The sequence below is a fragment of the Rhizobium sp. BK176 genome (assembly GCF_024808055.1).
This window is the reverse complement of the sequence record NZ_JANUBV010000002.1, coordinates 524,865-548,141: the sequence shown is the minus strand read 5'-3', so window position 1 is coordinate 548,141 and position 23,277 is coordinate 524,865. Positions and strand designations below refer to the sequence as shown.

Annotated in this window: 25 protein-coding genes; 12 read left to right on the top strand and 13 right to left on the bottom strand. The window is 60.5% G+C overall.

Features of this window, described 5'->3' with window-relative positions; all coding sequences use genetic code 11:
- Both glcF and FHT76_RS11950 read left to right on the top strand, forming a co-directional pair.
- Entirely contained in the window at window positions 1-1,314 is a 1,314-nt protein-coding gene (glcF, locus tag FHT76_RS11955) for a glycolate oxidase subunit GlcF (RefSeq protein ID WP_183860067.1), read from the top strand.
- 36 nt (window positions 1,315-1,350) lie between these two features.
- On the top strand, window positions 1,351-1,791 hold the full coding sequence (locus tag FHT76_RS11950; protein ID WP_259126589.1) for a hypothetical protein: 441 nt from the start codon (window positions 1,351-1,353) through the stop codon (window positions 1,789-1,791).
- Between the two features lie 30 nt (window positions 1,792-1,821).
- Here FHT76_RS11950 and FHT76_RS11945 read toward each other — a convergent pair whose 3' ends face one another.
- Both FHT76_RS11945 and FHT76_RS11940 read right to left on the bottom strand, forming a co-directional pair.
- Window positions 1,822-2,502: a L,D-transpeptidase gene (locus tag FHT76_RS11945; RefSeq protein ID WP_183860065.1), complete on the bottom strand. Its 681-nt coding sequence runs from the start codon at window positions 2,500-2,502 to the stop codon at window positions 1,822-1,824.
- Window positions 2,503-2,637: 135 nt separating this feature from the next.
- On the bottom strand, window positions 2,638-3,381 hold the full coding sequence (locus tag FHT76_RS11940) for a L,D-transpeptidase (RefSeq protein ID WP_183752468.1): 744 nt from the start codon (window positions 3,379-3,381) through the stop codon (window positions 2,638-2,640).
- 209 nt (window positions 3,382-3,590) lie between these two features.
- On the opposite strand from FHT76_RS11940, the gene FHT76_RS11935 reads away from it, so the two are divergent.
- Both FHT76_RS11935 and FHT76_RS11930 read left to right on the top strand, forming a co-directional pair.
- Window positions 3,591-4,220: a DNA-3-methyladenine glycosylase I gene (locus tag FHT76_RS11935; RefSeq protein WP_183752466.1), complete on the top strand. Its 630-nt coding sequence runs from the start codon at window positions 3,591-3,593 to the stop codon at window positions 4,218-4,220.
- Complete coding sequence (locus FHT76_RS11930) at window positions 4,217-4,693, top strand: hypothetical protein (RefSeq protein ID WP_183860063.1); 477 nt, start codon at window positions 4,217-4,219, stop codon at window positions 4,691-4,693. Before FHT76_RS11935 ends, FHT76_RS11930 begins: the two co-directional genes overlap by 4 nt.
- A 7-nt stretch (window positions 4,694-4,700) precedes the next feature.
- Here the strand turns inward: FHT76_RS11930 and FHT76_RS11925 are convergent, their stop codons facing one another.
- On the bottom strand, window positions 4,701-5,405 hold the full coding sequence (locus FHT76_RS11925; protein ID WP_016552882.1) for an HAD family hydrolase: 705 nt from the start codon (window positions 5,403-5,405) through the stop codon (window positions 4,701-4,703).
- Between the two features lie 233 nt (window positions 5,406-5,638).
- Here FHT76_RS11925 and FHT76_RS11920 point away from each other — a divergent pair, with 233 nt between their 5' ends.
- Window positions 5,639-6,688, top strand: a complete 1,050-nt coding sequence (locus tag FHT76_RS11920) for an aldo/keto reductase (RefSeq protein WP_183860061.1) — start codon at window positions 5,639-5,641, stop codon at window positions 6,686-6,688.
- Between the two features lie 53 nt (window positions 6,689-6,741).
- Here FHT76_RS11920 and FHT76_RS11915 read toward each other — a convergent pair whose 3' ends face one another.
- From FHT76_RS11915 to FHT76_RS11890, 6 genes are all read right to left on the bottom strand, one after another.
- Complete coding sequence (locus tag FHT76_RS11915) at window positions 6,742-7,101, bottom strand: DUF305 domain-containing protein (protein ID WP_183752460.1); 360 nt, start codon at window positions 7,099-7,101, stop codon at window positions 6,742-6,744.
- A gap of 71 nt (window positions 7,102-7,172) precedes the next feature.
- Complete coding sequence (locus FHT76_RS11910; protein ID WP_183860059.1) at window positions 7,173-7,538, bottom strand: hypothetical protein; 366 nt, start codon at window positions 7,536-7,538, stop codon at window positions 7,173-7,175.
- Between the two features lie 187 nt (window positions 7,539-7,725).
- Window positions 7,726-8,463, bottom strand: a complete 738-nt coding sequence (locus FHT76_RS11905; RefSeq protein WP_183860057.1) for a class I SAM-dependent methyltransferase — start codon at window positions 8,461-8,463, stop codon at window positions 7,726-7,728.
- A complete protein-coding gene (locus FHT76_RS11900) occupies window positions 8,438-9,412 on the bottom strand; it encodes a ketopantoate reductase family protein (protein ID WP_183860055.1) in 975 nt (324 codons plus the stop codon). The genes FHT76_RS11905 and FHT76_RS11900 overlap by 26 nt, the downstream gene beginning before the upstream one ends.
- Window positions 9,413-9,620: 208 nt before the next feature.
- Window positions 9,621-10,508: an amino acid ABC transporter substrate-binding protein gene (locus FHT76_RS11895; protein ID WP_183860750.1), complete on the bottom strand. Its 888-nt coding sequence runs from the start codon at window positions 10,506-10,508 to the stop codon at window positions 9,621-9,623.
- A 150-nt stretch (window positions 10,509-10,658) separates the two neighbouring features.
- Window positions 10,659-11,417, bottom strand: coding sequence for a hypothetical protein (locus FHT76_RS11890; protein WP_259185604.1), 759 nt, complete (start codon window positions 11,415-11,417; stop codon window positions 10,659-10,661).
- Between the two features lie 138 nt (window positions 11,418-11,555).
- Here FHT76_RS11890 and hisS point away from each other — a divergent pair, with 138 nt between their 5' ends.
- Genes hisS through hisG form a run of 3 tightly spaced genes read left to right on the top strand, consistent with a single transcriptional unit; the run spans window position 11,556 to window position 14,885 of the window.
- Window positions 11,556-13,070 (top strand): histidine--tRNA ligase, encoded by a 1,515-nt coding sequence (hisS, locus tag FHT76_RS11885; protein ID WP_183860051.1) that lies wholly within the window; start codon window positions 11,556-11,558, stop codon window positions 13,068-13,070.
- A 1-nt stretch (window position 13,071) separates the two neighbouring features.
- Window positions 13,072-14,190, top strand: a complete 1,119-nt coding sequence (locus FHT76_RS11880; RefSeq protein WP_183860049.1) for an ATP phosphoribosyltransferase regulatory subunit — start codon at window positions 13,072-13,074, stop codon at window positions 14,188-14,190.
- On the top strand, window positions 14,190-14,885 hold the full coding sequence (hisG, locus tag FHT76_RS11875) for an ATP phosphoribosyltransferase (RefSeq protein WP_183860047.1): 696 nt from the start codon (window positions 14,190-14,192) through the stop codon (window positions 14,883-14,885). Before FHT76_RS11880 ends, hisG begins: the two co-directional genes overlap by 1 nt.
- A 79-nt stretch (window positions 14,886-14,964) precedes the next feature.
- Here hisG and FHT76_RS11870 read toward each other — a convergent pair whose 3' ends face one another.
- The gene (locus FHT76_RS11870; protein ID WP_183752443.1) at window positions 14,965-15,408 is read right to left on the bottom strand and encodes a DoxX family protein; all 444 of its coding nucleotides are present in this window, start codon (window positions 15,406-15,408) and stop codon (window positions 14,965-14,967) included.
- Between the two features lie 219 nt (window positions 15,409-15,627).
- On the opposite strand from FHT76_RS11870, the gene FHT76_RS11865 reads away from it, so the two are divergent.
- Window positions 15,628-16,338 carry a glutathione binding-like protein gene (locus FHT76_RS11865; protein ID WP_183860045.1) on the top strand — a complete coding sequence of 237 codons (711 nt, stop codon included), beginning with the start codon at window positions 15,628-15,630 and terminating at the stop codon, window positions 16,336-16,338.
- Between the two features lie 64 nt (window positions 16,339-16,402).
- Here the strand turns inward: FHT76_RS11865 and FHT76_RS11860 are convergent, their stop codons facing one another.
- From FHT76_RS11860 to groES, 3 genes are all read right to left on the bottom strand, one after another.
- On the bottom strand, window positions 16,403-16,849 hold the full coding sequence (locus FHT76_RS11860; protein WP_183860748.1) for a hypothetical protein: 447 nt from the start codon (window positions 16,847-16,849) through the stop codon (window positions 16,403-16,405).
- 709 nt (window positions 16,850-17,558) lie between these two features.
- On the bottom strand, window positions 17,559-19,199 hold the full coding sequence (gene groL, locus FHT76_RS11855) for a chaperonin GroEL (protein ID WP_183752439.1): 1,641 nt from the start codon (window positions 19,197-19,199) through the stop codon (window positions 17,559-17,561).
- Window positions 19,200-19,271: 72 nt separating this feature from the next.
- Window positions 19,272-19,568: a co-chaperone GroES gene (groES, locus tag FHT76_RS11850; protein WP_004675403.1), complete on the bottom strand. Its 297-nt coding sequence runs from the start codon at window positions 19,566-19,568 to the stop codon at window positions 19,272-19,274.
- Between the two features lie 324 nt (window positions 19,569-19,892).
- On the opposite strand from groES, the gene chrA reads away from it, so the two are divergent.
- From chrA to FHT76_RS11835, 3 genes are all read left to right on the top strand, one after another.
- Window positions 19,893-21,302 (top strand): chromate efflux transporter, encoded by a 1,410-nt coding sequence (gene chrA, locus FHT76_RS11845; RefSeq protein WP_183860043.1) that lies wholly within the window; start codon window positions 19,893-19,895, stop codon window positions 21,300-21,302.
- A gap of 101 nt (window positions 21,303-21,403) precedes the next feature.
- The gene (locus FHT76_RS11840) at window positions 21,404-22,252 is read left to right on the top strand and encodes a TIGR01459 family HAD-type hydrolase (RefSeq protein ID WP_183860041.1); all 849 of its coding nucleotides are present in this window, start codon (window positions 21,404-21,406) and stop codon (window positions 22,250-22,252) included.
- Window positions 22,253-22,279: 27 nt separating this feature from the next.
- Window positions 22,280-23,263, top strand: a complete 984-nt coding sequence (locus FHT76_RS11835; RefSeq protein ID WP_183860039.1) for a bifunctional riboflavin kinase/FAD synthetase — start codon at window positions 22,280-22,282, stop codon at window positions 23,261-23,263.
- Window positions 23,264-23,277: the final 14 nt, after the last annotated feature.

The following is a 23,277-nucleotide window of genomic DNA, read 5'->3' as shown; positions in this document are numbered from 1 at the left end:
ATGCAGACCAATTTTACGCCCGCCCAGCTTGCCGACCCTCATGTCGCCGAATCCGAGCAGATCCTGCGCAAATGCGTGCATTGCGGCTTCTGCACCGCGACCTGTCCGACCTATGTGACGCTCGGCAACGAACTCGACAGCCCGCGCGGGCGCATCTACCTGATCAAGGACATGCTGGAAAACGGGCGCCCGGCGGATGCCGAGGTGGTCACCCATATCGACCGCTGTCTCTCGTGTCTCGCCTGCGTGACGACCTGTCCCTCCGGGGTCGACTACATGCACCTCGTCGACCATGCACGGGCACACATCGAGAAGACCTACAAGCGTCCTTTCATGAACCGGCTCGTGCGCGCCATCCTTGCCGCTGTCCTGCCATATCCTGATCGGTTTCGCCTTGCGATCAAGCTGTCGTCGGTGGGCCGACCGTTTGCCGGGTTCCTTCAGCACTCGCCCGCATTGAAGCCATTTGCCGCAATGCTGGCGCTGGCGCCGCGACATATCCCTCCCGCCTCGATCTATGCAGCACCGGCAAGCCACGCGGCGGCCGGTGAAAAGCGCGGACGCGTCGCGATCCTAACCGGCTGCGCGCAGCCAGCCCTCGATCCAGGCATCAACGAGGCGACCATCAAGCTGCTGACGCGACTGGGTGTTGAGGTGGTCGTACCCGAGGGGGAAAGTTGCTGCGGCTCGCTCGTCCATCACATGGGACGCGAAGAGCAGGCGTTAGCAAGCGCACGCGCCAACGTCGATGTGTGGACGGGTGAACTCGAAAAGGGTGGGCTCGACGCGATCATCATCACCGCTTCCGGCTGCGGCACGACGATCAAGGATTACGGTCACATGCTGCGGCTCGATCCCGCCTACGCCGAAAAGGCGGCGCGCATCTCGTCGCTGGCGAAGGATGTCACCGAGTACCTTGCGTCGCTTGACCTGCCGGCCCAGATGCCGAAAGGCGTCATCGTCGCCTATCACTCCGCCTGCTCGATGCAGCACGGCCAGAGGATCACGATGGCGCCGAAGCAGCTGCTGAAGGCGGCCGGCTTCAACGTCCGCGATCCCGCGGAAGGCCACCTCTGTTGCGGATCTGCCGGTACCTACAACATCATGCAGTCCGATATTTCCGAAGCGCTCAAGACCCGCAAGGTCAGGAATATCGAGGCGACGAAGCCGCATGTGATCGCAACCGGCAACATCGGCTGCATGATGCAGATCACGACCGGGACAGCAATTCCGATCGTTCACACGGTCCAACTGCTGGACTGGGCCTACGGCGGAGATGTACCGGAAAAATTAAAGGATTTGCCCTTAGCTTAGCGGCGCTGGATCGTCCGGCAATCTCAGGAGCCCGCTATGTACCGCACCATCCTCGCGTTCACGCTTCTCTGCGGTGCGACCAATGCCGCCCACGCAGCCACTCGTTTCTTCTGCTCGGCGGATGACAAGAATGTGCGCTTCACGGTGGAAAGCGGCTTCGAGGCGGAAGGCGGCCACAAGCTCAATCATTTTCGCGGCGCTCTTGTGGTGAAGAGCGGCGATGCACCCCAGGCGCTACAGAAGATTGCCGTGACGTCGGAGAACCTGACGCACCACTGGTCACACGATGGCGAATTGCGGCTGGAAGTATTCTATGAGGATGGAGACGACCCTAAGGGGCAGGGCGCCAGCCTGATCGTGACCGCCGGCCAGCGCGGCAAATCGATGACGACATTCTCGGGCGCCTATGAGCTTGCTCTTGAGGGCGGCGCGAAGCCGCTTAGCGTGACCGGCAAGGTCAGTTGCGGATCGAAGTAGGCGGCCGTCGCCGGCCGCCAAATATTTGCATTAGCCGCCGAATAGCGTCCGCAGGATGTCGATGCCGCGATCGTCGAAGCTGATTTCGCCCTGCTTGTTGCCTGGGCCGACAACGATGACCTTCGTGCCGACAGGAGCGCGATCGTAGAGATCCATCACATCCTTGTTCATCATGCGAATGCAGCCGGACGACATGTTGAGGCCGATCGACCACGGCTGGTTGGTGCCGTGGATGCGGAAGGACGTGTCATTGCCACCCTTGTAGAGATACATCGCGCGGGCGCCGAGCGGATTGTCTTCGCCACCTTCCTGGAAGGCCGGGAGGATGTGGCCTTTCGCAGCTTCGCGAACCCGCATTTCAGGCGGTGGCGTCCAGCCCGGCCACTCTGCCTTGCGGCCGATCTTGACGACGCCCGACCAGCCGAAGCCTTCGCGACCGACGCCGATGCCGTAGCGCGTCGCGCGGTCCTTGGTCTCGACGAGATAAAGGAACTTGTTGTTGGTATCGATGATGATCGTGCCGGGTGCCTCGTTGGTGACGAGGTGGACGCGTTGGCGCTTGAACTGCGGCTTGACCGATTTCGGCTGCACGGCGACCCGAACGACAGGCGCAGCGTCATGAGCGGGCGCGATCGGCTGTGCCGACACAGATGTGGATACGGAAGAGACCAGAAGGCCGGCGGCTGCGAGAGCCGTCGCGAATTTCAGCATATTTGATTCCCTCAAAGCAAAACCGGACCGAAGCTAACCGAACTTCGATCCAGTTCAAGATGTCGGGGGCGGAATGAAGCGGCTGCGATGTTTAATTGCAACTATGCTTGGCTCCGCGCCGGTATTGATGAGCCTTTACATGACGATGACGCGAGTTCCAACCTTTACGCGCTCGTAAAGGTCAACCACGTCTTCGTTGCGCAGTCGGATGCAGCCGGAAGAAACGGCATTGCCGATCGTCCAGGGGGCGTTGGTGCCGTGGATGCGATAAAGGGTAGAGCCGAGGTACATGGCGCGTGCGCCAAGTGGATTCGCAGGCCCACCGTCCATGCGCGCCGGGAGATAATGGCCCTTGGCGGCTTCGCGACCGATCATTTCCGACGGCGGCGTCCAATCCGGCCACTCGGACTTGCGGGTGATCTTGTGCACGCCAGCCCATTCGAAGCCCGGCTTGCCGACGCCGACGCCATAACGCCGAGCCTTGCCGCCGTCCATCACCAGATAGAGGAAGCGGTTGTTGGTATCGATAACGATCGTGCCGGGCCGCTCCTTGGTGTCGTAGCTGACAATCTGCGGCAGATACTGTGGCTCAAGCTGACGACGGATGACGGGAACGCCGGGATTAGTGGCGGATACCGGCTGTGCCCTGGTAGCAGGAGTGCCACCGAAGACGCCGGACGTGAATAGACCACGCGGCGCGAAGGCCGGTTGCCGGTAAACGACGGGGCGAACCTTGCCGCCGCCGAGCTGCATGGTCCACGGGGCTGCGAGATCTGGGCTCAACACGACCGGCGGGCGCGTCGTGTAGCGGTCGTCGCCGAGCGCAGCCGTGGAAAAGACGCCGAGCATCGCTGCGGCGAGCAAAAGGGATTTCATCATCGGACGGACTCTCTACAAATGGCCGAAAATGTGCGGACGGCAGCGGCCGCCTTGCTTCACGCTGCCACCGTTCCCGCCAGTGAATGGTAAATCTGAACTCATTCGAATCCGAAGCGGGAGATAAACTTTTCGTCAGGGTTATCGTTCGGTTTGGAAACAGAGTTTGCAAATGGTAAAGCCGGATTCGCAGCAGGAGAGCGAAGCGAGACATGAGCGATACGGGCATCATCATCGGTGAAGACGGCAAGAGCCGCTGTCACTGGCACGCCAACCTCCCGGACTACCTCAAGTATCACGACGAGGAGTGGGGACGACCCGTCACCGATGATATCCGCCTCTTCGAAAAGATCTGCCTGGAAGGGTTTCAGTCGGGTCTCTCCTGGCTCACCATCTTGCGTAAGCGCGAGAACTTCCGCGCTGCCTTTGCCGGCTTCGACTTCGAGAAGGTCGCGCTCTTCGACGACGCCGATATCGCGCGCTGCCTTGCCGATCCCGGCATTGTGCGTCATCGCGGCAAGATCGTTTCGACGATCAACAATGCTGGCCGAGCGATCGAGTTGCGGCAGGAGTTCGGGTCGCTCGCCCGCTATTTCTGGAGCTTCGAGCCCGGCCATAGCGATCGCCCGAAGGTGGTCGATCGCGCCACTGTCATGGCCAACCCGACAACGCCGACATCGGTCGTCATTTCCAAGAATCTGAAGAAGCGCGGCTGGACGTTTGTCGGTCCGACCACAGTTTATGCCTTCATGCAGGCAATGGGTCTCGTCAACGATCACGTCGAAGGTTGCTACTGTCGCGCCGAGGTGGAAGCGATGCGCGATGCGCTGGTGCGCCCATGAAGGGGCTCGCGGCAACCGTCGCGTTGTGCCTGCTGGCGTCCGCTGCGTTCGCGCAGTCACCTGAGCTGCAGCCTGGCGAACGACTGGAGAAACTGCAGTTTCCGGCCGCCACTATGGAACTCAAGGGCTGGACGAAATTCGGCAACGGACGCGTCTACACGCTTCCCGTCAAGGCTGGCCAGCATGTGAAGATCAGCTTCTCGACCAAGAGCAAATTTGCTTTCCTCTCGATCTTTAATCTCGCGACACCCGATGAGGAGGCGATCTTCGGGACGGACGAGGATGGCGAAAGCTATAATATCACCGTGAAGGACAGCACCACCTGGCTGCTGCGGCCCTACTACTCCAAGGTCTCGCCACGCAGGGGGCTAGGCGCGCCCTACAGCATTCTCGTCGAGCCTCAGGCGGCAGCACCGCCACCGGCTGCTCCCGCCGACAAGCAATCGCCGTCGCCGCTCTTTCCTCCAAGGTGACAGCAGGTTAGCCGAGGCCTTCGATCAGGCCGCGCAGTTCCCCCAGATGTTCGATCTTGCGGAAGCGCGGCGCATCTTTCGGCTCCTCGACATGCTCGACCACCCAGGTGAGCTCGTGCGGCACGAAGACGCCGTAGCTGCCGGCGGCGATCGCCGGGACGATGTCTGATTTCAGCGAATTGCCGACCATCATCGCCCGTTCCGGGCCACCCCCGACCTTGGAGAAGATCCGGCGGTAGGTTACAGCAGTCTTGTCGGAAACAATCTCGACCGCGTGAAAGAAATCGCCGAGCCCGGATTGCGCCAACTTGCGCTCCTGATCGAACAGGTCGCCCTTGGTGATCATCACCAGCAGGTAGTTCTCCGAGAGTGCCGCCAGCGTCTCCTGAACGTGCGGCAGGGTCTCGACCGGGTGGGAAAGCAGGTCTCGGCCGGTGTCGAGAATGCTGGCAATGACGCTGGCAGGGACCTTGCCTTCAGTGACTTCGATCGCCGTCTCGATCATCGACAAGGTAAATCCCTTGATGCCGAAGCCGTAGTGGCGGAGATTGCGCTTCTCGGCCTCGAGCAGTCGCTCCGACACCCTCGGGCCGTCTGCAAAATCAGCCAGCAGTTCGGTGAAATGCGCCTCGGTCAGCCGATAATATTGCTCGTTCTGCCAGAGCGTGTCGTCGGCATCGAAGCCGATGGTTGTCAGCGCGCGGGTCGTCATCCGTCATCTCCGAGTCATCAAGTAGAATTTATTGGAGGCCGGGCGCGAAACAAGGGGATGCGAATGGTCGGATGGTAACGGACACGTTGAAATACCGTCGGTTCGCCTTACATCGATAGGGCCTCTCGCACAGCCGCATTTTGGCTGTTCCTGTCTCGACCAGGCCAATAACCAAAAATCAATTCAACCGTCTTTAGGTCGCGCTCGCGGCCGTCACAAGGAAATCTCCGACCATGCGTTACAATCAACTTGGAAATACTGGACTGTTCGTCTCGGAAATCTGCCTCGGCACGATGACATTCGGTGCCGCCGGCGAAAACAATCTCTGGGGTTCCATCGCTGACGTCGACCAGAAGGCTGCCGATCAAATCGTCGAAAAGTCGCTGGCATCAGGGGTCAACTTCATCGATACGGCAGATGTCTACTCCTTCGGTGAGTCCGAAAAACTGCTCGGCCAGGCACTGAAAAACCTCGGCGTTCCCCGCAAGGACGTCGTGATTGCCACGAAGGTCTATGGCACCATGGGCGACAAGCCGAATGATCGTGGCGCTTCGCGCGGGCACATCATGGATTCGGTCGAGGCCAGCCTGAAGCGTCTTCAGACCGATCATATCGACCTTTATCAGATCCACGCCACCGACACGGTCACGCCGATCGACGAGACGCTGCGCGCCTTCGACGATCTCGTTTCTCGTGGTTTGGTGCGCTATGTCGGCGTTTCCAACTGGCAGGCATGGCGCATTGCCAAGGCGCTTGGCATCTCCGAGCGTCGCGGCTTCGCTCGGTTCGAGACGGTGCAGGCCTATTATTCCATCGCCGGCCGCGATCTGGAACGCGACATCGTGCCGATGATGCAGGAGGAGAAGCTCGGCCTGATGGTCTGGTCGCCACTGGCGGGCGGCCTACTCTCCGGCAAGTATGGGCCGGGAGCGCCTGGCAACGGCGAAGGTCGCCGCGCTGCGTTTGACTTCCCGCCAGTCGACAAGAATCGCGCCTGGGCCTGCGTTGCCGTGATGCGCGAGATCGCCGAAAAGCACGGCACGAGCGTCGCTACTGTCGCGCTTGCCTACATTCTCGCGAAGCCGTTCGTGACAACCGTCATCATCGGCGCCAAGCGGGTCGAGCAGCTCGACCAGAACCTGGCGGCGGTCAACCTGAAACTCGATGCGGACGATTTGAAGAAACTCGATGAGGTCAGCGAGCTTGCGCCTGAATATCCGGGTTGGATGCTTTCGCGACAGGGTGCCGGCCGTCGGCCGGAGCCATTCCAGCCGAAGGCCTGATTGAAGTTTCGTGAAACGGACGCCGGGGCTTGCTGCTCCGGCGTCCTTGGCTATTACTTGCCGTGCGCCTTCAGCCAGGCCTGCATGTCGGCGATTTCGGCCTCCTGGGCCTTGATCACGGCTTCCGCCAGCTTGCGGATTTCCGGATCCTTGCCGTATTGCAATTCGATCTTCGCCATGTCGATCGCGCCCTGATGGTGCGGGATCATGCCCCGGACGAAGTCGACGTCGGTATCGCCGCTATATTTGAGCATCATGTCCTTGTGCATCTTCGCGTTCGCCTCCGCGAACGCGTGGCTCGATGCACTGTGATCGCCCATCGGCTTGCTCATGTCCATCGGCGCATCCTCCGCGAAGAGGGGCGTGGCAGAGAGGGCAAGCGTTGCAGCAAGAGCGAGAGTTTTCAGAGACATGGGATTACCTTCCTCTGTCTGATACTGGGGTTCAATGCGCGGCCGAAGCCGCGGCGTTTCATGAAAACCGGTCAGACAAGCCGGGGAGGCGGCGCCAGGGGCTGAGGGCGTGCATCCCGCATCGCATCGGCCGGTCCAGGGGCAGGATAGGAAAATACGTGCTTTCCGGCTGCCGCGAACACCATCGGCGGCGGCACGACGAGACAGGCTGAGCAGAAGGGCATGTGCACCATGCCGCTGGCTGAACACGGATCCTGTTGCGCAGGCGCGGATTTCGCGTTCTCGCCCATGTCCATTCCGGCCACATGATGGTGTTCGACACTGGAGGTCGCTGCGACGGTCTGCATCGACAGGCATGTCGGACAGCCAGCCCAGGCGGACATGGTGCCGTAGGCCATCCAGGCAAGTGCCATCGCGATGATTGCAAAAAAGCGCATGCCGTCAAAATAGGAACACGACGCAAAGAAGCCAAGCTGCATTTTGCGGATTTGGCAGACACTGGTCGCGTGGGCCACATCGGCCCGAGGCGAACATCAGATGGCGGTCCGAAAGACATCGGAGGATGCGCGGCCTTGAAGGCCACTCCTTCCGGCAGGGCCACCCACCAAGCACGGCGAGCTGACACTAGTTCCTGTATTGGTAGACTCTCCCGAAGCGATTGGGCATCAGGAATATTTGTTCAGCTTCGGAGAACCCGGCTTCACGGCCCATCGCCTTCCATGTGTCGGCCTTTTCCGGGAAGTCGGCGAGCCTCATATGCGCGTCCATCGCCGCAAATTCTTCGTCCGTTAATGCAGCCCACACATTACGATAGGCCGAGAACCGATCAAAATGTTCTTCCCGGTTTTCCTCGTCGAGAAGGGTGGGTTCCCAGATCAAAAACAGGCCGTCACGGCTCAATGTATCGCGCACATCTTTCATCAATCGGACCTTTCCGTCCGGCTGGAGATGATGCAGCGACATGCCAATCCATACGAAGTCCACGGTGTCGGACCAGTCGGCCATTGCTTCGGCAAAATCGCCACACCGCAGGTCGATAGGGCACGGCAAGTCCTTCAGCGATTCCCTCGCGAGATCCAACGACTGCGGAGAGAGGTCGATCCCGTAATAGTGGCCGATGGCACTCCCCTTCAACGCACCCGCCGAGGCAACTGCATCCCCGCAAGCGATATCGAGAAATTTGAACGGCTTGGGCATCTCCTGGGACAACAGTGTGCGCAGCAAGCCATAGACCTCGCGGTGAAACATGAGGTTTTCGCCGACGATCTTCCGGTAAGTTGCCAGATGTTTATTGAACATGGCTTGTGCATCGTCGGTGGCCGCCGAAGCAGTGCCTTCAGCCTGATTTCGCAAGGTCTCCATTCGTTTCCCTCCCAGAAAAGCCGTCAGCCGTGGAGTTGAGTGTACCCTTCGCGTAGAGATGCAGCGCGCGATAAACCGCCGTGTGTGATGGCGTCGGTATGCCAAGGCCGTTCCCAAGCGCGTGCATTCGCCCTGAAAGCCAGGCAAGTTCCAGTGGTTTTCCGTTCAAGAGATCATTGGCCATCGATGAGCACGTATCGGGCGGCAGGTTCTGCCAGATCGATTCAGCGTACGCTTCATATTCGTCCTGCATCGGGTGACCGGCTGCCTTCGCCACCGCCATGCCCTCATCCCGCAACTGGGCAAGCAATGTGCGAGACTCAGGATCTGTCAGGATCGATCCAATTCCGGATCGAATTAAGCTGGTCGCACCCGAGAACGCGCAGAGCGTCACGAACTTGGTCCAGAGCGTCTGATCGATATCTTCGACCGTCTGCAGCCCAATGTCTCCGGCCTGGATGGATGCCGCGAGCAACGCACTGATCACCGGGTCACGATGCCCGCCGATATAGAACTGCCCTGCACCACCGAGATGCACGATCAGGCCGGGCTGTTTTATGTATCCCGAAATGTAGGCAGCGCCGCCGACAACCTGTGACGGCGGCACCAGCCGACCCAGGGTCTCGACGCTGTCGATGCCGTTTTGCAACGTCACCACTCTCGTTTCCGGCCCGACCATCGGCACGATTGCCGCAGCCGCCGTGTCGCTGTCATAGAGCTTAACGGCGAAGAAAACGATGTCGACATGGCCGACCTCGCCGGGCGTCGCAGTCGCCTTCACATGTGGCAGGCTGAGATTGCCGAGCGGACTTTCAAGCTGCAGTCCGTTGCTTCGCATTGCCTCGAGGTGGGGCCCCCGGGCAATAAAAGTGACATCATGGCCCGCGACAGCGAGCCGTGCACCAAGATAGCCGCCGATGGCGCCCGACCCCATGATCGCGATCCGCATGGCCGCCCCCTCCGACGACAAACCTGTGGCTGCAAAATCAATATAGCCATTGCTACCTTAGACCACAATCAAGTGGTTCGCATGACAGCGTCGCAGGGACGCTGCTGGCTCAAGATGGTCTTCCCTTTCGAAGTCGCTCTTCGCACCGTCCGCCCAAGCGCCCATCCTCCCAAATAGACGGGCCGTACGCTTCGCTCCGCATTTGATATCAATCGGGCACATGCTCCATGATGATTTGCGTGTGCAGCATCGGTGCCGCCTCCGCTCCGAAATAGCTTTCCAGCAGCGGCAGAAAATCGTCTGACAGGTAGAAAGCCGTCAAGGCACGATCGGCCAGCAAGCGGAAGTCGGCGTCGTCGCGACGCAGCCCTATCGCATAGGGTTCGTGCGTAAACAGGCGATCGCCGATCTCAAGCGAGGACGGATCGCGCGCCCGCGAAGCCAGGCTGGCGAGCAGCGCCTGATCCGCGATATAGGCATCGATCTTGCGATCCTCGAGTGCGGCGAGCCCGTCCTCATGCGTCTGGAAATCGGCAAGCTTGGTCTTCGATACCTGGGTTGCCAGCGCCTCGCGCAGTGTCACTCCCGTCGTCGTATTGGCACGCACGCCGATGACGCGCGTCGAGGCGACATGCTCGCTAACGGCGCGAACAGCAGGCTTCTCGAGAAAAAGCGTTTGCAGATAGTTGGGCGAATCCTTGCGGAGCAGTGCAGTCGCCCCGGTCAGGAAGATGGGCTGCGAGAAGTCGACTATTTCGCGCCGCTTCAAATTGACGGTGATCGCGCCGCAAAGCAGATCGACCTCTCCATTTTTCACCGCGTCGAAGCCGCTGGCGAGAGTCGTCTCGATGTATTCGCGCTTCAGCTGCGGAACCTGGTGTTCTATTTCATCGGCGATCTTGCCACAGAGGTCGATGGCGTATCCCGTCGGATTGGCGCCCGCCTTGCTGGAGGAAAAGGGCGCTTCGTCGGCGATGTAGCCGATGCGCACGCTGCTGCGCTCAGTGATCGTATCGAGCGTCGCAGCGGCCGCCGCGAAAGCCGTAAGGCAAAGAGCAAGATGCGCTAGCAGAAACCGTCTCATGCACTTCGTCATAGGCATGATCCTCATCCTCGAGCGGTTGCGATTTCAAAGGCGTACACGCAGACTATGGGCTGCCTGCCATTTGTCAACCAAGGACACGTCGGCGGTGCTCGAACTGGCGACATCGCCCCGAGCGAGACCCGGGCTCGGACGAGCCGACGCTCAATATGCCGCAACAACCTTGTGCACGATCTGATAGTCGGCGCTTTCCTCGCCGATCGGCGCCACGGGCCATGTCCAGTCGGCTTGAACCGATCGCAGCGACACACCATGCAGCAAGTCGGCCTCTTCATGGACCTTCCCGGTGCGGTCGATGACGGCATAGGAGACATCGGTGATCAGGCAAGTCTTGCAAGGCGCCGCTTCCAATGCCGACCGGTGCGCCTGGATCAGCTGTGCGACAGTATCGGCGGGCAGGGCGCCTTCCTGCTCCGCCTCGAAGCGTCGTTTCACGCCTCGACCGATCTGCGAGAGGAGATTGGCCGAGACCACGAAGTCGACATACGGAACGGTTCTCAGGAAGGCGAGGGGTTCCGGCTGCCTGCCCGCCGCGAGGTCGTCATAGCCTGAAAGGTCGCGCTCAATCAGCCGAACGTTCTTGTAGCCTTTCCGCCGCAGCCACAAGCGTGTCGAGGCGAGATGCACGAGATCGACGAGCACGACAGTATCAAACGTCTGGGCCAGCTCCTCGATCGGTACGTCGCGCAGCAAGCCGGATCCCAGGATGACCGCCGTTCTCCTCTGCCGCAGGCCGGTCATGGCGCTCCTTATGGCGTCCTTGCTCCTCTCCTCGTGCTCTGCCCATTGCCGGCTGCAGCGGCCGGCGCGGGACCAGAGATTGACGGAGTATCGGATGAACCGGCGATGCGCCTTCAGCGTCACCGGAACGGTCGCGGCATAGAGAAGCGCCTCCGCGATCATGATAGAGCTCCTGCCATTCGATCCATTCCTACTCGTTCAATCGATTCTGTGTTCCGGATCAAGGGCCTTCGCCCTTGCCGCATCCGGCCCTTTCCGCTAGGAAACCGCCACTGTCACAGCGAGCGGAATACCTTGGAAATGAACGACAAGCAGAAGAAACCACAAAAGCTCAAGGCCAGACTTCCCCGCGGCTTCGTCGATCGTTCGGCAGCCGACATTCGCGCCGTCAACGAAATGACCGCGAAGATCCGGGAAGTCTATGAGCACTATGGTTTCGATCCTGTCGAAACCCCGCTCTTCGAATACACCGATGCGCTCGGCAAGTTCCTGCCCGATGCCGACCGGCCGAACGAAGGCGTCTTCTCGCTGCAGGATGACGACGAGCAGTGGATGTCGCTCCGCTACGACCTGACGGCGCCGCTCGCCCGTCATGTCGCCGAGAATTTCAACGAGATCCAGCTGCCGTACCGCACCTATCGCGCCGGCTACGTTTTCCGCAACGAGAAGCCAGGCCCAGGTCGCTTCCGCCAGTTCATGCAGTTCGACGCCGATACCGTCGGTGCTCCCGGCGTGCAGGCCGATGCCGAAATGTGCATGATGATGGCCGATACGCTGGAAGCCCTCGGCATCAAGCGCGGCGATTACGTCATCCGCGTCAACAACCGCAAGGTTCTCGACGGCGTTCTCGAAGCGATCGGTCTCGGAGGTGATGACAAGGTCGGCCAGCGCCTCAACGTGCTGCGCGCCATCGACAAGCTCGACAAGTTCGGTCCTGAGGGCGTGGCACTCCTGCTCGGCCCCGGCCGCAAGGATGAGTCCGGCGATTTCACCAAGGGCGCAGGCCTCGACCAGAGCCAGATCGACAAGGTCCTCTTCTTTGTCGGCATCAAGGATTATGCCGAAAGCGCAGCCCAGTTGGCGGAACTCGTTGCCGGCACATCCAAGGGTGCTGAAGGCGTTGAAGAGCTGAATTTCATTGGCGCATTGGTCAGAAGCGCGGGCTACCAGTCCGACCGCGTCAAGATCGATCCGTCGGTCGTGCGCGGCCTCGAATATTACACCGGCCCCGTCTACGAAGCCGAGCTTCTGTTCGATGTCACCAACGAGAAGGGCGAGAAGGTCGTCTTCGGTTCCGTTGGCGGTGGTGGTCGCTACGACGGCCTCGTCTCCCGCTTCATGGGCCAGCCGGTGCCGGCTACCGGCTTCTCCATCGGTGTTTCCCGCCTGATGACGGCGTTGAAGAACCTTGGCAAGCTCGGCCAGGCCGAGGCCATCGAGCCGGTTCTGGTCACGGTCATGGACGGCGATGTCGACGCGATGGGCCGCTACCAGCGCATGACGCAGGACTTGCGCTCCGCCGGCATCCGCGCCGAAATGTTCCAGGGCAACTGGAAGAAGTTCGGCAACCAGTTGAAATATGCCGACCGCCGCGGCTGCCCTGTCGCCATCATCCAGGGAGGTGACGAGCGGGCGCAGGGCGTCGTGCAGATCAAGGACCTGATCGAGGGCAAGCGCCTGTCGGGCGAGATCGAGGACAATGCCAGCTGGCGTGAGGCCCGTGTTGCCCAGGAAACGGTTGCGGAAGGCGACCTCGTCGCCAAGGTGAAGGCAATTCTGGCGGCGCAGGCCGAAGACCGGAATAGGGCGGGCTGAGATGGCCCTGATCAATCTGCCGGACTTTTCCGGCGAGCTTCTCTCAGAGTTTGCGGCGCGAAAGACGGAGCGGGTGGATACGCCCGTCATCCAGCCGGCCGAACCGTTTCTTGATATTGCCGGTGAGGATCTTCGCCGGCGTATCTTCATGACCGAAAACGAGACGGGCGCCAGTCTTTGCCTGCGGCCGGAGTTCACGATCCCTGTCTGTCTGCGCCATATCGAGAGCGCCACCGGCACGCCGAAGCGCTATTCCTATCTCGGTGAAGTTTTCCGCCAACGGCGCGAAGGCGGGAGCGAATTCTATCAGGCCGGGATCGAGGATCTTGGCGACATCAACATAGCCGCTGCTGATGCACGGGCGATCGGTGACGCGATCGGCGTCTTGGAGCGCGTCGTTCCCGGCAAGTATCTTTCGGTTACGCTGGGCGACCAGGCCGTCTTTGAGGCAGTCGTACAGGCGCTTGGTCTGCCGCTCGGGTGGCAGAAACGGCTGATCCATGCCTTCGGCAACATGAGTCAGCTCGAAGCTCTGCTGGCGAGCCTCGTCAGCCCTCAGTTCGTGACCGGGCTCAGTGACGAGATCGCGCGTCTGATTGCCGCCGACAATGAAGCAGCGCTTGTTGCACACATCGATGCGACGATGCAGGCGACCGGCTATTCGACGAATGCGAGCCGCTCGCCGCTGGAGATCGCGCGCCGCTTGAAGGAGAAGCTGATCCTCTCCGAAACGCGCCTTGATGATGCGGCCTTCCGCGTGCTGGAGGAGTTCCTGTCGCTGAACGTGCCGCTGATCAATGCCTCGGCCGCGCTGGCCGGTTTTGCCGATGCCGCGGGCCTCAAGCTTGGCAACGCCCTTGCGCGCTTCGACGGCCGTGTGGCCGCTCTGGCCAATGCCGGCGTCGATCTGGCGCTGATCGACTACCGCGCAGCCTTTGGGCGTCCACTGGATTACTACACCGGTCTGGTTTTCGAGATCGGCGTGCAGGGCACTTCGGCCGTTCTCGCCGGTGGCGGTCGTTTTGACCGGTTGATGACCTTCTTGGGCGCCAAGGAACGCATTCCCGCCGTTGGCTTCTCGCTCTGGCTGGATCGCATCGAAGCGGAGAGGGCTGCCTGATGACGATTACCATCGCATTGCCTTCCAAAGGCCGGATGAAGGACGATGCCTCGGCGATCTTCGAACGCGCCGGCATCAGGATCACCGCTGTCGGCAACGATCGCTCCTATCGCGGACGCGTCGAAGGCTGGGACGACGTCGAAGTCGCCTTCCTCTCGGCTTCGGAGATTTCTCGCGAGCTTGGCAACGGCACCGTCGATTTCGGCGTCACCGGCGAAGACCTCGTTCGCGAAGGTTTGGCGGAGGCTGACAAGCGCGTCGAGGTCTGCGCGCGGCTCGGCTTCGGCCATGCCGATGTCGTGGTTGCCGTTCCCGAAATCTGGCTCGATGTCGACACCATGGCCGATCTCGGCGACGTTGCATCCGATTTTCGCGCCCGTCACGGCCGCCGTCTGGCGATCGCCACGAAATATTGGCGGCTGACGCAGCAATTCTTCTCCAGCCAGCACGGCATCCAGCTGTACCGGATTGTCGAGAGCCTGGGGGCAACCGAAGGGGCGCCTGCCTCGGGATCAGCCGATATCATCGTCGACATCACCTCGACCGGCTCTACCCTTCGCGCGAATAATCTGAAGGTCCTGTCCGACGGCGTCATCCTTCGCTCGGAGGCCTGCTTCGTCCGGGCGCGCAAGGAAACCCACGCTGGCGATGCGACTGTTCAGCGGCTGATCGACGCCGTTCGTTCGGCACTCTGAGCGATCGTCAGACCGAAACGTAAAAAAACCCGCCGTCAGCTGACGGCGGGTTTTTTATGCTTGGGAGGAGCCTGATGGCTTAGGCGACTGCGTAGACGCCGCGGCGTGCGTCGAGCGAATAGAGGCCGGGGCCGACGATCGCGAGGAAGATGTAAGCGCCGGCCAGCGTGAAGTTCTTCATGACCATGATCTGGTTCAGGGCATTGATCCAGCCGAGGGCAGCAGCCGGGAAGTCCGGAACGTTGACCGTAGGCAGGTGGAAGACAATGGCGGTGAATGCACAGAACGCGGCCAGCAGCCAGCCGATGATCTTGGTCTGGTAGCCGACGAGGACGGCAAGACCGGTCACGAATTCAAAGGCACCTGCGAGATAGGCAAGCGCGCTGGAGGCCGGAAGACCAGCACCGGCGATCATGCCGGCCGTGCCAGCCGGATCGGTCAGCTTGCCGAAGCCGGCATAGATGAACATGAAGGAGAGGAGAATACGAGCAACAAGAATGATGGCGTTATTGGTATTCGACATGGGACAAAGTCTCCGTTTGTGAATGACGTTTGAGGTCTCTGTGCCCCCGGCACGGTTTCAACCTCGGATGCCGTTTTGTCGCCTTTTTTTGCCGTCGTGAAAAGATAGACGGAAGCGGACGCTTTGTTCTCTATTATTGAACGACGCATCGGTCGCGATGGCGGCTTGCCATTGGCAATAACCCTCTTCTATGGTCGGCCACCCAAGATGGAGACCCCAATGGCAGATCTTTCCGCTTTTCCGATCACGACGCGCTGGCCGGCAGCGAACCCCGACGTTATCCAGCTCTATTCGTTGCCGACGCCGAACGGCGTGAAGATATCGATCGCGCTTGAAGAACTCGGCTTGTCCTACGAGCCGCACCTGATCTCGTTCAACACCAATGACCAGAAATCGCCTGAGTTCGTGTCGCTCAATCCGAACGGCCGCATTCCGGCGATCATCGATCCCAATGGTCCGGACGGAAAGCCGATCGGCATTTTCGAGTCCGGCGCGATCCTGCTCTATCTCGCCGAGAAGACCGGCAAGCTCATTCCATCAGACGCAGCAGGGCGCTACGAGACGATCCAGTGGGTCTTCTTCCAGATGGCTGGTATCGGACCGATGTTCGGGCAATTCGGGCACTTCTACAAGTTTGCGGCCGACAAGGTCGCCAACAACTCCTACCCGATGGAGCGCTATCGCGACGAATCCAAGCGCTTGCTGAGCGTGCTGGAAGCGCGCCTCCAGGGCCGCCAGTGGATCATGGGCGATCTCTATACCATCGCCGATATCGCGACCTTCCCATGGCTGCGCGGCGCCGACATTTTCTATGGCGGACGCGAAGTGCTTGACTACAAGAGCTTTCCGGCGGTCGTGGACTGGCTCGACCGCTGCATCGCCAGGCCGGCATCGGAGAAGGGATTCAACATCCCGGCGCGCCCGGCATAAGCCGAAACATGGCAACGACAAAAGCCGGCCTTTCAGGGGCCGGCTTTTTTGTGCGCGGAAGGTATTACTGGCGCCGCGCGAACTCGCTGCCGGTGTTGGTTTTGAATCGCGGAAAGACAAAAACGCCGAGCAAGCTGCCATGGGAGGCGTCATCATGACCGTTCGACTCGCCCATACAGAACAAGGGCTGGCGGAAGCCATTCGGCATCATGATCGTGGTCGAGAAGCAGAACGATGAAGAGAGAGTCGCGGCCTGCTCGAAGAGGTCCAGGATGTGATCGTGATCCTTCGGGTCGTAGCAGCGCATAAGGCTGACAAGGCCGCATTCACGCGCCGGCAGCCCGTGCAGCATCGCGCTCCATTCCTTCAGGTGGATGATGCCCGTGGAAAAATCTCCGACCCAGGTCTCGGAAATGGAAAACTGCGCCAGCAGGTCAGGGTCGTGATTGCTGACGTCGAGTGAACCCGGCATGAGCGGTGCCGCGGTGGTGGTTTTAGCAATTTTGAACAAATTTTTCCCCAGCTTAGGTACAGCTTCCCCCGCTGCACGTCCGGCAAGAATGGGCAGGTTCATGCTGCGCCGCGCATCATGCTCGGCCACCTGCGAAATGGGGTCTGGATGTCGGCACTGCTAACGGAGCCGCTTCCAATTCCGCGGGAAAAACGCACAACTTATGGTATATTTTCTGGAGGGGTTTTTCCCGAGCTCGCCCTCGCGTTCCCGTGGTCGGCAGCGAATTGGATCGCGACCGTCGGCGGATGAACGCGCGCCGAATGCAGCGCGGATTTATAGGCGCTTTTATGCAAACGGCAATCTGCTTTTTGCATAGTGCCGGTCTCCACTGTGAGTGGAAAAACGGCAGGAAAACTGCTCGAGGGGCGCAGAAAGCACCAAAGGTGGACAATTTTCTGAGGTGTAAGCGGTTTCACCTGCCATTTGTGTGAAAAAACATGCACGAAATTGCGTCAGCGAGGAAAGCAGTCCGCGGTAGAAAAAATGCAAGCGCGCAAGCCTTGCGAAAGCCTCGAATAACGCGAGGCATGCTCACATCGCTGCTTAAACGTTTTTTCTGAGGATTGAAAAACGAACACAGTTGCTGTTCCGCGAATCGCACGCCCAAACCAAAAAGGGCGGTCCGAAGACCGCCCTTCCTGTTCCGGGGAAACCGGAGATAGATCGGTGAAGCTTTATGGACGCTTCAGCGATAGGCTTGCGCCTATCACATCATGTCCATGCCGCCCATGCCGCCCATGCCGCCCGGCATGCCGCCAGGAGCATCCTTCTTCGGCAGCTCGGCGATCATGGCTTCGGTGGTGATCAGCAGCGAAGCAACCGAAGCTGCGTTCTGCAGAGCCGTACGAACAACCTTGACCGGGTCGACGATACCCATGGCGATCATGTCGCCATATTCGGACGTCTGGGCGTTGTAGCCGTAGTTGTCTTCGTTCTTGTCGAGGACCTTGCCGACAACGATCGAAGCTTCGTCGCCTGCGTTTTCAGCGATCTGGCGAACCAGAGCCTGCAGGGCGCGGCGAACGATGTTGATGCCAGCTTCCTGGTCGTCGTTTGCACCCTTTGCAGCGATCTTCGTGGAAGAACGGAGCAGGGCGATACCGCCGCCGGGGACGATGCCTTCCTGAACAGCAGCGCGCGTCGCGTTGAGCGCGTCGTCGATGCGGTCCTTCTTTTCCTTGACTTCGACTTCCGTGGAGCCGCCAACGCGGATGACGGCAACGCCGCCAGCGAGCTTGGCAAGGCGTTCCTGCAGCTTTTCGCGGTCATAGTCCGAAGTGGTTTCTTCGATCTGAGCCTTGATCTGTGCAACGCGGCCTTCGATGTCGGACTTGGCGCCAGCGCCGTCGACGATCGTGGTGTTTTCCTTGGAGATCGAAACCTTCTTCGAACGGCCGAGCATGTCGAGCGTTACGGATTCGAGCTTGATGCCGAGGTCTTCGGAAATGACGGTGCCGCCAGTGAGGATAGCGATGTCTTCGAGCATGGCCTTGCGGCGATCGCCGAAGCCAGGAGCCTTGACAGCAGCGATCTTCAGGCCGCCGCGCAGCTTGTTGACGACGAGCGTAGCAAGCGCTTCGCCTTCGACGTCTTCAGCGATGATGAGGAGCGGCTTGCCGGTCTGAACGACAGCTTCGAGAACCGGCAGCATGGCCTGGAGGTTCGAGAGCTTCTTCTCGTGCAGGAGGATGAAGGCGTCTTCGAGGTCCGCAATCATCTTTTCCGGGTTGGTCACGAAGTACGGGCTGAGGTAGCCGCGGTCGAACTGCATGCCTTCGACGACTTCGAGTTCGGTTTCAGCGGTCTTGGCTTCTTCGACGGTGATGACACCTTCGTTGCCGACCTTCTGCATGGCCTCGGCAATATCGAGACCGACCTGCTTTTCGCCGTTTGCGGAGATCGTGCCGACCTGTGCGACTTCTTCCGACGTGTTGATCTTCTTGGCCTTGGCCTGGAGATCCTTGACGACTTCAGCGACAGCGAGGTCGATGCCGCGCTTCAGGTCCATCGGGTTCATGCCGGCAGCAACTGCCTTGGCGCCTTCGCGAACGATCGCCTGGGCCAGAACCGTTGCGGTCGTCGTGCCGTCGCCGGCGATGTCGTTGGTCTTCGAAGCAACTTCGCGGACCATCTGGGCGCCCATGTTTTCGAACTTGTCTTCGAGTTCGATTTCCTTGGCGACCGAAACGCCGTCCTTGGTGATGCGCGGAGCGCCGAAGGACTTGTCGATGATGACGTTACGACCCTTCGGGCCGAGCGTTACCTTCACTGCGTCAGCGAGAATGTCGACGCCCTTGAGCATCTTTTCGCGCGCTGTGCGGCCAAACTTGATTTCTTTAGCTGCCATGATTGAAACTCCTGAATTCGAGTTGTCCGGGCTTTGGGCCCGTGGCTAAAATCGGAAAGGGAAAACGGCTGATTAGCCGATGATGCCCATGATGTCGGCTTCCTTCATGATCAGAAGGTCTTCGCCGTTGATCTTGACTTCGGTGCCGGACCACTTGCCGAACAGAACGCGATCGCCAGCCTTGACGTCGAGAGCGACGACCTTGCCGGACTCGTCACGAGCGCCGGAACCGACGGCGACGATTTCGCCTTCCTGCGGCTTTTCCTTGGCGGTGTCCGGAATGATGATGCCGCCCTTGGTCTTTTCTTCGGACTCAACGCGGCGAACGACGACGCGATCGTGAAGGGGGCGGAAGTTGGTGCTTGCCATTGTCTAATCCCTCGATCAAATGACACTCGCAGGCCGAGAGCGGCCCGCACGGATGGGTGTTAGCACTCGCCATTGGGGAGTGCTAGCGAGGCAGCATTTAGGAGTGGCCCATCGGGGAGTCAAGGACGGCCTGAATTTTTCTTCGCCGTCTTCTCAAGCAGGCTTAACAGCATATCCTTGTCGGAAGTGCGACAGGCAGTGCGGTGACCACCGTTCCCTAAGCTTCTTTCCTCGAAAGAGATCACTGCCGCCCACCTGTCGCTAGGATTGTCGTAAGGACGTGCCAATGATATCGAGCGCCTTGGGGCAAGAGGGGCGGCAACCGTGAATAAGGCGATCGCGGCAGAAGACATCGTGGCGGCACCAGCGCTGCGAGAGGCGGTTCGCGTCTGGGCGTGGATCGGCTGCCTGAGCTTCGGCGGGCCGGCCGGTCAGATCGCCCTCATGCACAAGACCATTGTCGACGAGAAGCGCTGGATCTCTGAGGAACGCTTCCTGCACGCGCTTAATTTCTGCATGCTGCTGCCCGGCCCCGAAGCCCAGCAACTGGCCACATATATCGGCTGGCTGATGCACGGTGTCCGTGGCGGGCTGATTGCCGGCCTGCTGTTCATACTACCGGGCTTTCTGCTCATCCTGATCCTGTCGAGCCTTTACGCCGTCTTTCAGGAAGCGGCCTGGCTTCCCGCGCTTTTCTTCGGAGTGAAAGCTGCGGTCCTGGCCATCGTCATCGAGGCCTTGCTCCGGGTGAGCCGCCGGGCTCTGAAGGAGCGCTTTCACTACTATGTGGCCGGCGCCTCGTTCCTGGCGCTTTTCATGCTGAACCTGCCGTTTCCTCTCATCATTGTCCTCGCCGGCGCAGCAGGACTGCTGTGGATGAAGTATCGCCAGCGTGGGTTGGCAACGCCGATGCCGCAAACCGCCCGCCGCGGACGACTTCCTGCAGTCACGCCGCATGCGATCGCAAGGCCGCTCGTGGTATTGGTGTTCTGGATCCTCGTCTGGCAGTCACCGCTCTTCTTCATTCGTGGCCTCGACGCGCCGATGGACCTGATCGCCGAAACGTTGAGCGGCGAAACCAATGTATTCGGCGCCGTCTTCATCTTCTTCTCCAAGATGGCCGTCATCACTTTCGGAGGCGCATACGCCGTGCTTTCCTATGTCGCGCAGGTTGCCGTCGGCCACTACGCGTGGCTTCAGCCCGGCGAGATGCTCGATGGACTGGCGCTTGCCGAGACGACGCCTGGGCCGCTTGTCCTCGTCCTCTGTTTCGTCGGTTTCCTCGCTGGCTATCGCAATCCCATTGCGATGGCGCCCCTTGCCGGTGGCGTTCTCGGCGCCTTCCTCGCTGCCTGGGCGACGTTCGTGCCGAGCTTCATCTGGATTTTCGCCGGGGCTCCCTACATCGAGAAGCTGCGCAACAACGAGAAGCTCTCTGCCGCCCTTTCGGCGATTACGGCTGCGGTCGTCGGCGTCATTCTCAATCTTGCGCTCTGGTTCGGCCTGCATGTGCTCTTTGCCGAAGTTGGCCGCGTCGCACTCTTTTCCGGCAAGACCGGCCTGCCGATCATCAGCGTTGCCTGGCCGCAGTGGGGGACGCTCGATGCCGCCGCGCTCGTGATCTTCTTGCTGGCGTCCGTTCTGCTGTTTCGCTTCAAGAAGGGCATCCTGACGGTGATTGGCATATCCACCGCCGCAGGCCTGTTGGCCAAGGCTGCCGCCGCCGTCCTCTAGTCGGCTCGTTTCGGTTTTTTACAGCCGCAGCGCAAAATGCCTTGCCATCCCGGCAGGCCTTTGCGATGTCACCCGTGACTTAACGACATCGGGACATCGGAATGGCCAAGCGGATCGAAAACTTTGCGGAAATCACCAGCCAGTATGACGCGGTGTTCTGCGATGTCTGGGGTGTCTTGCACAATGGCGTCGATCCGTTCCCGAAGGCGGCTGCCGCGCTGGAAGCGGCCCGCGGCGAGGGGTTGACCGTTGTTCTCATCACCAATTCGCCGCGTATTGCTCCGCAGGTGGTGGCACAGCTCCGGCAGATCGGCATCCAGGATGGCGCCTACGATCGGATTGTCACGTCGGGCGATGTCACGCGGGGCCTCATTGCCGAGGGGCCGAAGAAGGTATTTCTTCTCGGGCCGGAACGTGATCTGGCGATCATCGAGGGGCTTGGCGTGGAGCGCGTCGATGCGGGGGATGCCGACTCCGTTGTATGCACCGGCTTCTTCGACGACGAAACCGAGACGCCCGAAGACTATACCGAGATGCTGAAGGCGTTTCAGGTGCGCGGCGTGCCGATGATCTGCGCCAACCCCGATCTGGTTGTCGAGCGCGGCCACAAGATCATCCCCTGCGCCGGCGCGATGGCGGCATACTACAATCAGCTCGGTGGGCAAACCCGCATTGCCGGGAAGCCGCACAAGCCGATCTACGACGCCGTATTGTCCGTTGCCCGCGACGCCCATGGGGAATTTCCGAAGGGCCGTGTCCTTGCAATCGGGGACGGAATGCCGACCGATGTTCGCGGTGCTCTCGATTACGGCCTCGACCTCCTCTATATCAGCGGCGGCATCCACGCGAAGGAATACACGCTGAACGGAGAGACGGACGAAGCCATCCTGACGGCCTTTCTGGAGCGCGAAAAAGTATCACCGAAGTGGTGGATGCCTCGTCTCGCATAAAGACCTCAGCACAAGAAAAGCCAGCCGATGACCGTTTTTCACCGCAACGAAACCCGTGAACCACTGCCGGCCCAGCTGCGTGGCGGCGTGGTCGCCATTGGCAACTTCGACGGCGTGCATCGTGGGCATCAGTCCGTGCTGAACCGGGCTTTGGAGATTTCGCGGCATCGCGGCATTCCGGCGCTTGTCCTCACCTTCGAGCCGCATCCGCGTACGGTCTTCCGGCCCGATCAGCCGGTCTTTCGCCTGACGCCTGCGCCGCTCAAGGCTCGGCTTCTCGAAGCGATCGGCTTCAACGCCGTCATTGAATACCCCTTCGACAGGGAGTTTTCGCAGCGTTCGGCCGACGATTTCATCCATTCGATCCTCAAGGACTGGCTTGACGCCTCAGAGGTCGTGACCGGCTTCAACTTTCATTTCGGCCGAGGCCGGGAAGGCGGTCCGGCCTTCCTGATGGAAGCCGGCCAGAGATACGGCTTCGGCGTTACGCTGATCGACGCGTTTCGTGACGAGAATACTGACGTCGTCTCCTCGAGCCATGTGCGCGAATTGCTGAAAGACGGCAATGTCAGCGAGGCAGCGGCGATGCTCGGCTATCACTATACCGTCGAAGCGGAAGTGATCGGCGGCGAGAAGCTAGGGCGCCAGCTCGGCTTCCCGACTGCGAACATGCGGTTGCCGGCCGAAGCCGATCTCAAGGCGGGCATTTACGCCGTTCGCTTCCGTCTTGATGACGGTACGCTGCACGACGGCGTCGCCAGCTACGGTCGGCGGCCGACGGTCACCGACAATGGTGCGCCGCTGCTCGAAACCTACCTCTTCGATTTCAGCGGCGACCTGTACGGGCAGATCTGTTCCGTATCCTTCTTCGGCTACCTGCGCCCTGAACTGAAGTTCGACGGCCTCGATCCCCTTGTCGAGCAGATGAATCGAGACAAGGAAGAGGCAAGGGCGCTGCTAACAGGTGTGCAGTCGCTCGGAGAGCTTGATCGCAAGATCTGCTTCGTCTGAGGCTCTAGCGACCT

What these genes read in the sequence shown, in the direction of transcription:
- glcF (WP_183860067.1), top strand. Translation starts at nt 1, where the DNA reads ATGCAGACCAATTTTACGCCCGCCCAGCTTGCCGACCCTCATGTCGCC.
- FHT76_RS11950 (WP_259126589.1), top strand. Translation starts at nt 1,351, where the DNA reads ATGTACCGCACCATCCTCGCGTTCACGCTTCTCTGCGGTGCGACCAAT.
- FHT76_RS11945 (WP_183860065.1), bottom strand. Translation starts at nt 2,502, where the DNA reads ATGCTGAAATTCGCGACGGCTCTCGCAGCCGCCGGCCTTCTGGTCTCT.
- FHT76_RS11940 (WP_183752468.1), bottom strand. Translation starts at nt 3,381, where the DNA reads ATGATGAAATCCCTTTTGCTCGCCGCAGCGATGCTCGGCGTCTTTTCC.
- FHT76_RS11935 (WP_183752466.1), top strand. Translation starts at nt 3,591, where the DNA reads ATGAGCGATACGGGCATCATCATCGGTGAAGACGGCAAGAGCCGCTGT.
- FHT76_RS11930 (WP_183860063.1), top strand. Translation starts at nt 4,217, where the DNA reads ATGAAGGGGCTCGCGGCAACCGTCGCGTTGTGCCTGCTGGCGTCCGCT.
- FHT76_RS11925 (WP_016552882.1), bottom strand. Translation starts at nt 5,405, where the DNA reads ATGACGACCCGCGCGCTGACAACCATCGGCTTCGATGCCGACGACACG.
- FHT76_RS11920 (WP_183860061.1), top strand. Translation starts at nt 5,639, where the DNA reads ATGCGTTACAATCAACTTGGAAATACTGGACTGTTCGTCTCGGAAATC.
- FHT76_RS11915 (WP_183752460.1), bottom strand. Translation starts at nt 7,101, where the DNA reads ATGTCTCTGAAAACTCTCGCTCTTGCTGCAACGCTTGCCCTCTCTGCC.
- FHT76_RS11910 (WP_183860059.1), bottom strand. Translation starts at nt 7,538, where the DNA reads ATGCGCTTTTTTGCAATCATCGCGATGGCACTTGCCTGGATGGCCTAC.
- FHT76_RS11905 (WP_183860057.1), bottom strand. Translation starts at nt 8,463, where the DNA reads ATGGAGACCTTGCGAAATCAGGCTGAAGGCACTGCTTCGGCGGCCACC.
- FHT76_RS11900 (WP_183860055.1), bottom strand. Translation starts at nt 9,412, where the DNA reads ATGCGGATCGCGATCATGGGGTCGGGCGCCATCGGCGGCTATCTTGGT.
- FHT76_RS11895 (WP_183860750.1), bottom strand. Translation starts at nt 10,508, where the DNA reads ATGACGAAGTGCATGAGACGGTTTCTGCTAGCGCATCTTGCTCTTTGC.
- FHT76_RS11890 (WP_259185604.1), bottom strand. Translation starts at nt 11,417, where the DNA reads ATGATCGCGGAGGCGCTTCTCTATGCCGCGACCGTTCCGGTGACGCTG.
- hisS (WP_183860051.1), top strand. Translation starts at nt 11,556, where the DNA reads ATGAACGACAAGCAGAAGAAACCACAAAAGCTCAAGGCCAGACTTCCC.
- FHT76_RS11880 (WP_183860049.1), top strand. Translation starts at nt 13,072, where the DNA reads ATGGCCCTGATCAATCTGCCGGACTTTTCCGGCGAGCTTCTCTCAGAG.
- hisG (WP_183860047.1), top strand. Translation starts at nt 14,190, where the DNA reads ATGACGATTACCATCGCATTGCCTTCCAAAGGCCGGATGAAGGACGAT.
- FHT76_RS11870 (WP_183752443.1), bottom strand. Translation starts at nt 15,408, where the DNA reads ATGTCGAATACCAATAACGCCATCATTCTTGTTGCTCGTATTCTCCTC.
- FHT76_RS11865 (WP_183860045.1), top strand. Translation starts at nt 15,628, where the DNA reads ATGGCAGATCTTTCCGCTTTTCCGATCACGACGCGCTGGCCGGCAGCG.
- groL (WP_183752439.1), bottom strand. Translation starts at nt 19,199, where the DNA reads ATGGCAGCTAAAGAAATCAAGTTTGGCCGCACAGCGCGCGAAAAGATG.
- groES (WP_004675403.1), bottom strand. Translation starts at nt 19,568, where the DNA reads ATGGCAAGCACCAACTTCCGCCCCCTTCACGATCGCGTCGTCGTTCGC.
- FHT76_RS11840 (WP_183860041.1), top strand. Translation starts at nt 21,404, where the DNA reads ATGGCCAAGCGGATCGAAAACTTTGCGGAAATCACCAGCCAGTATGAC.
- FHT76_RS11835 (WP_183860039.1), top strand. Translation starts at nt 22,280, where the DNA reads ATGACCGTTTTTCACCGCAACGAAACCCGTGAACCACTGCCGGCCCAG.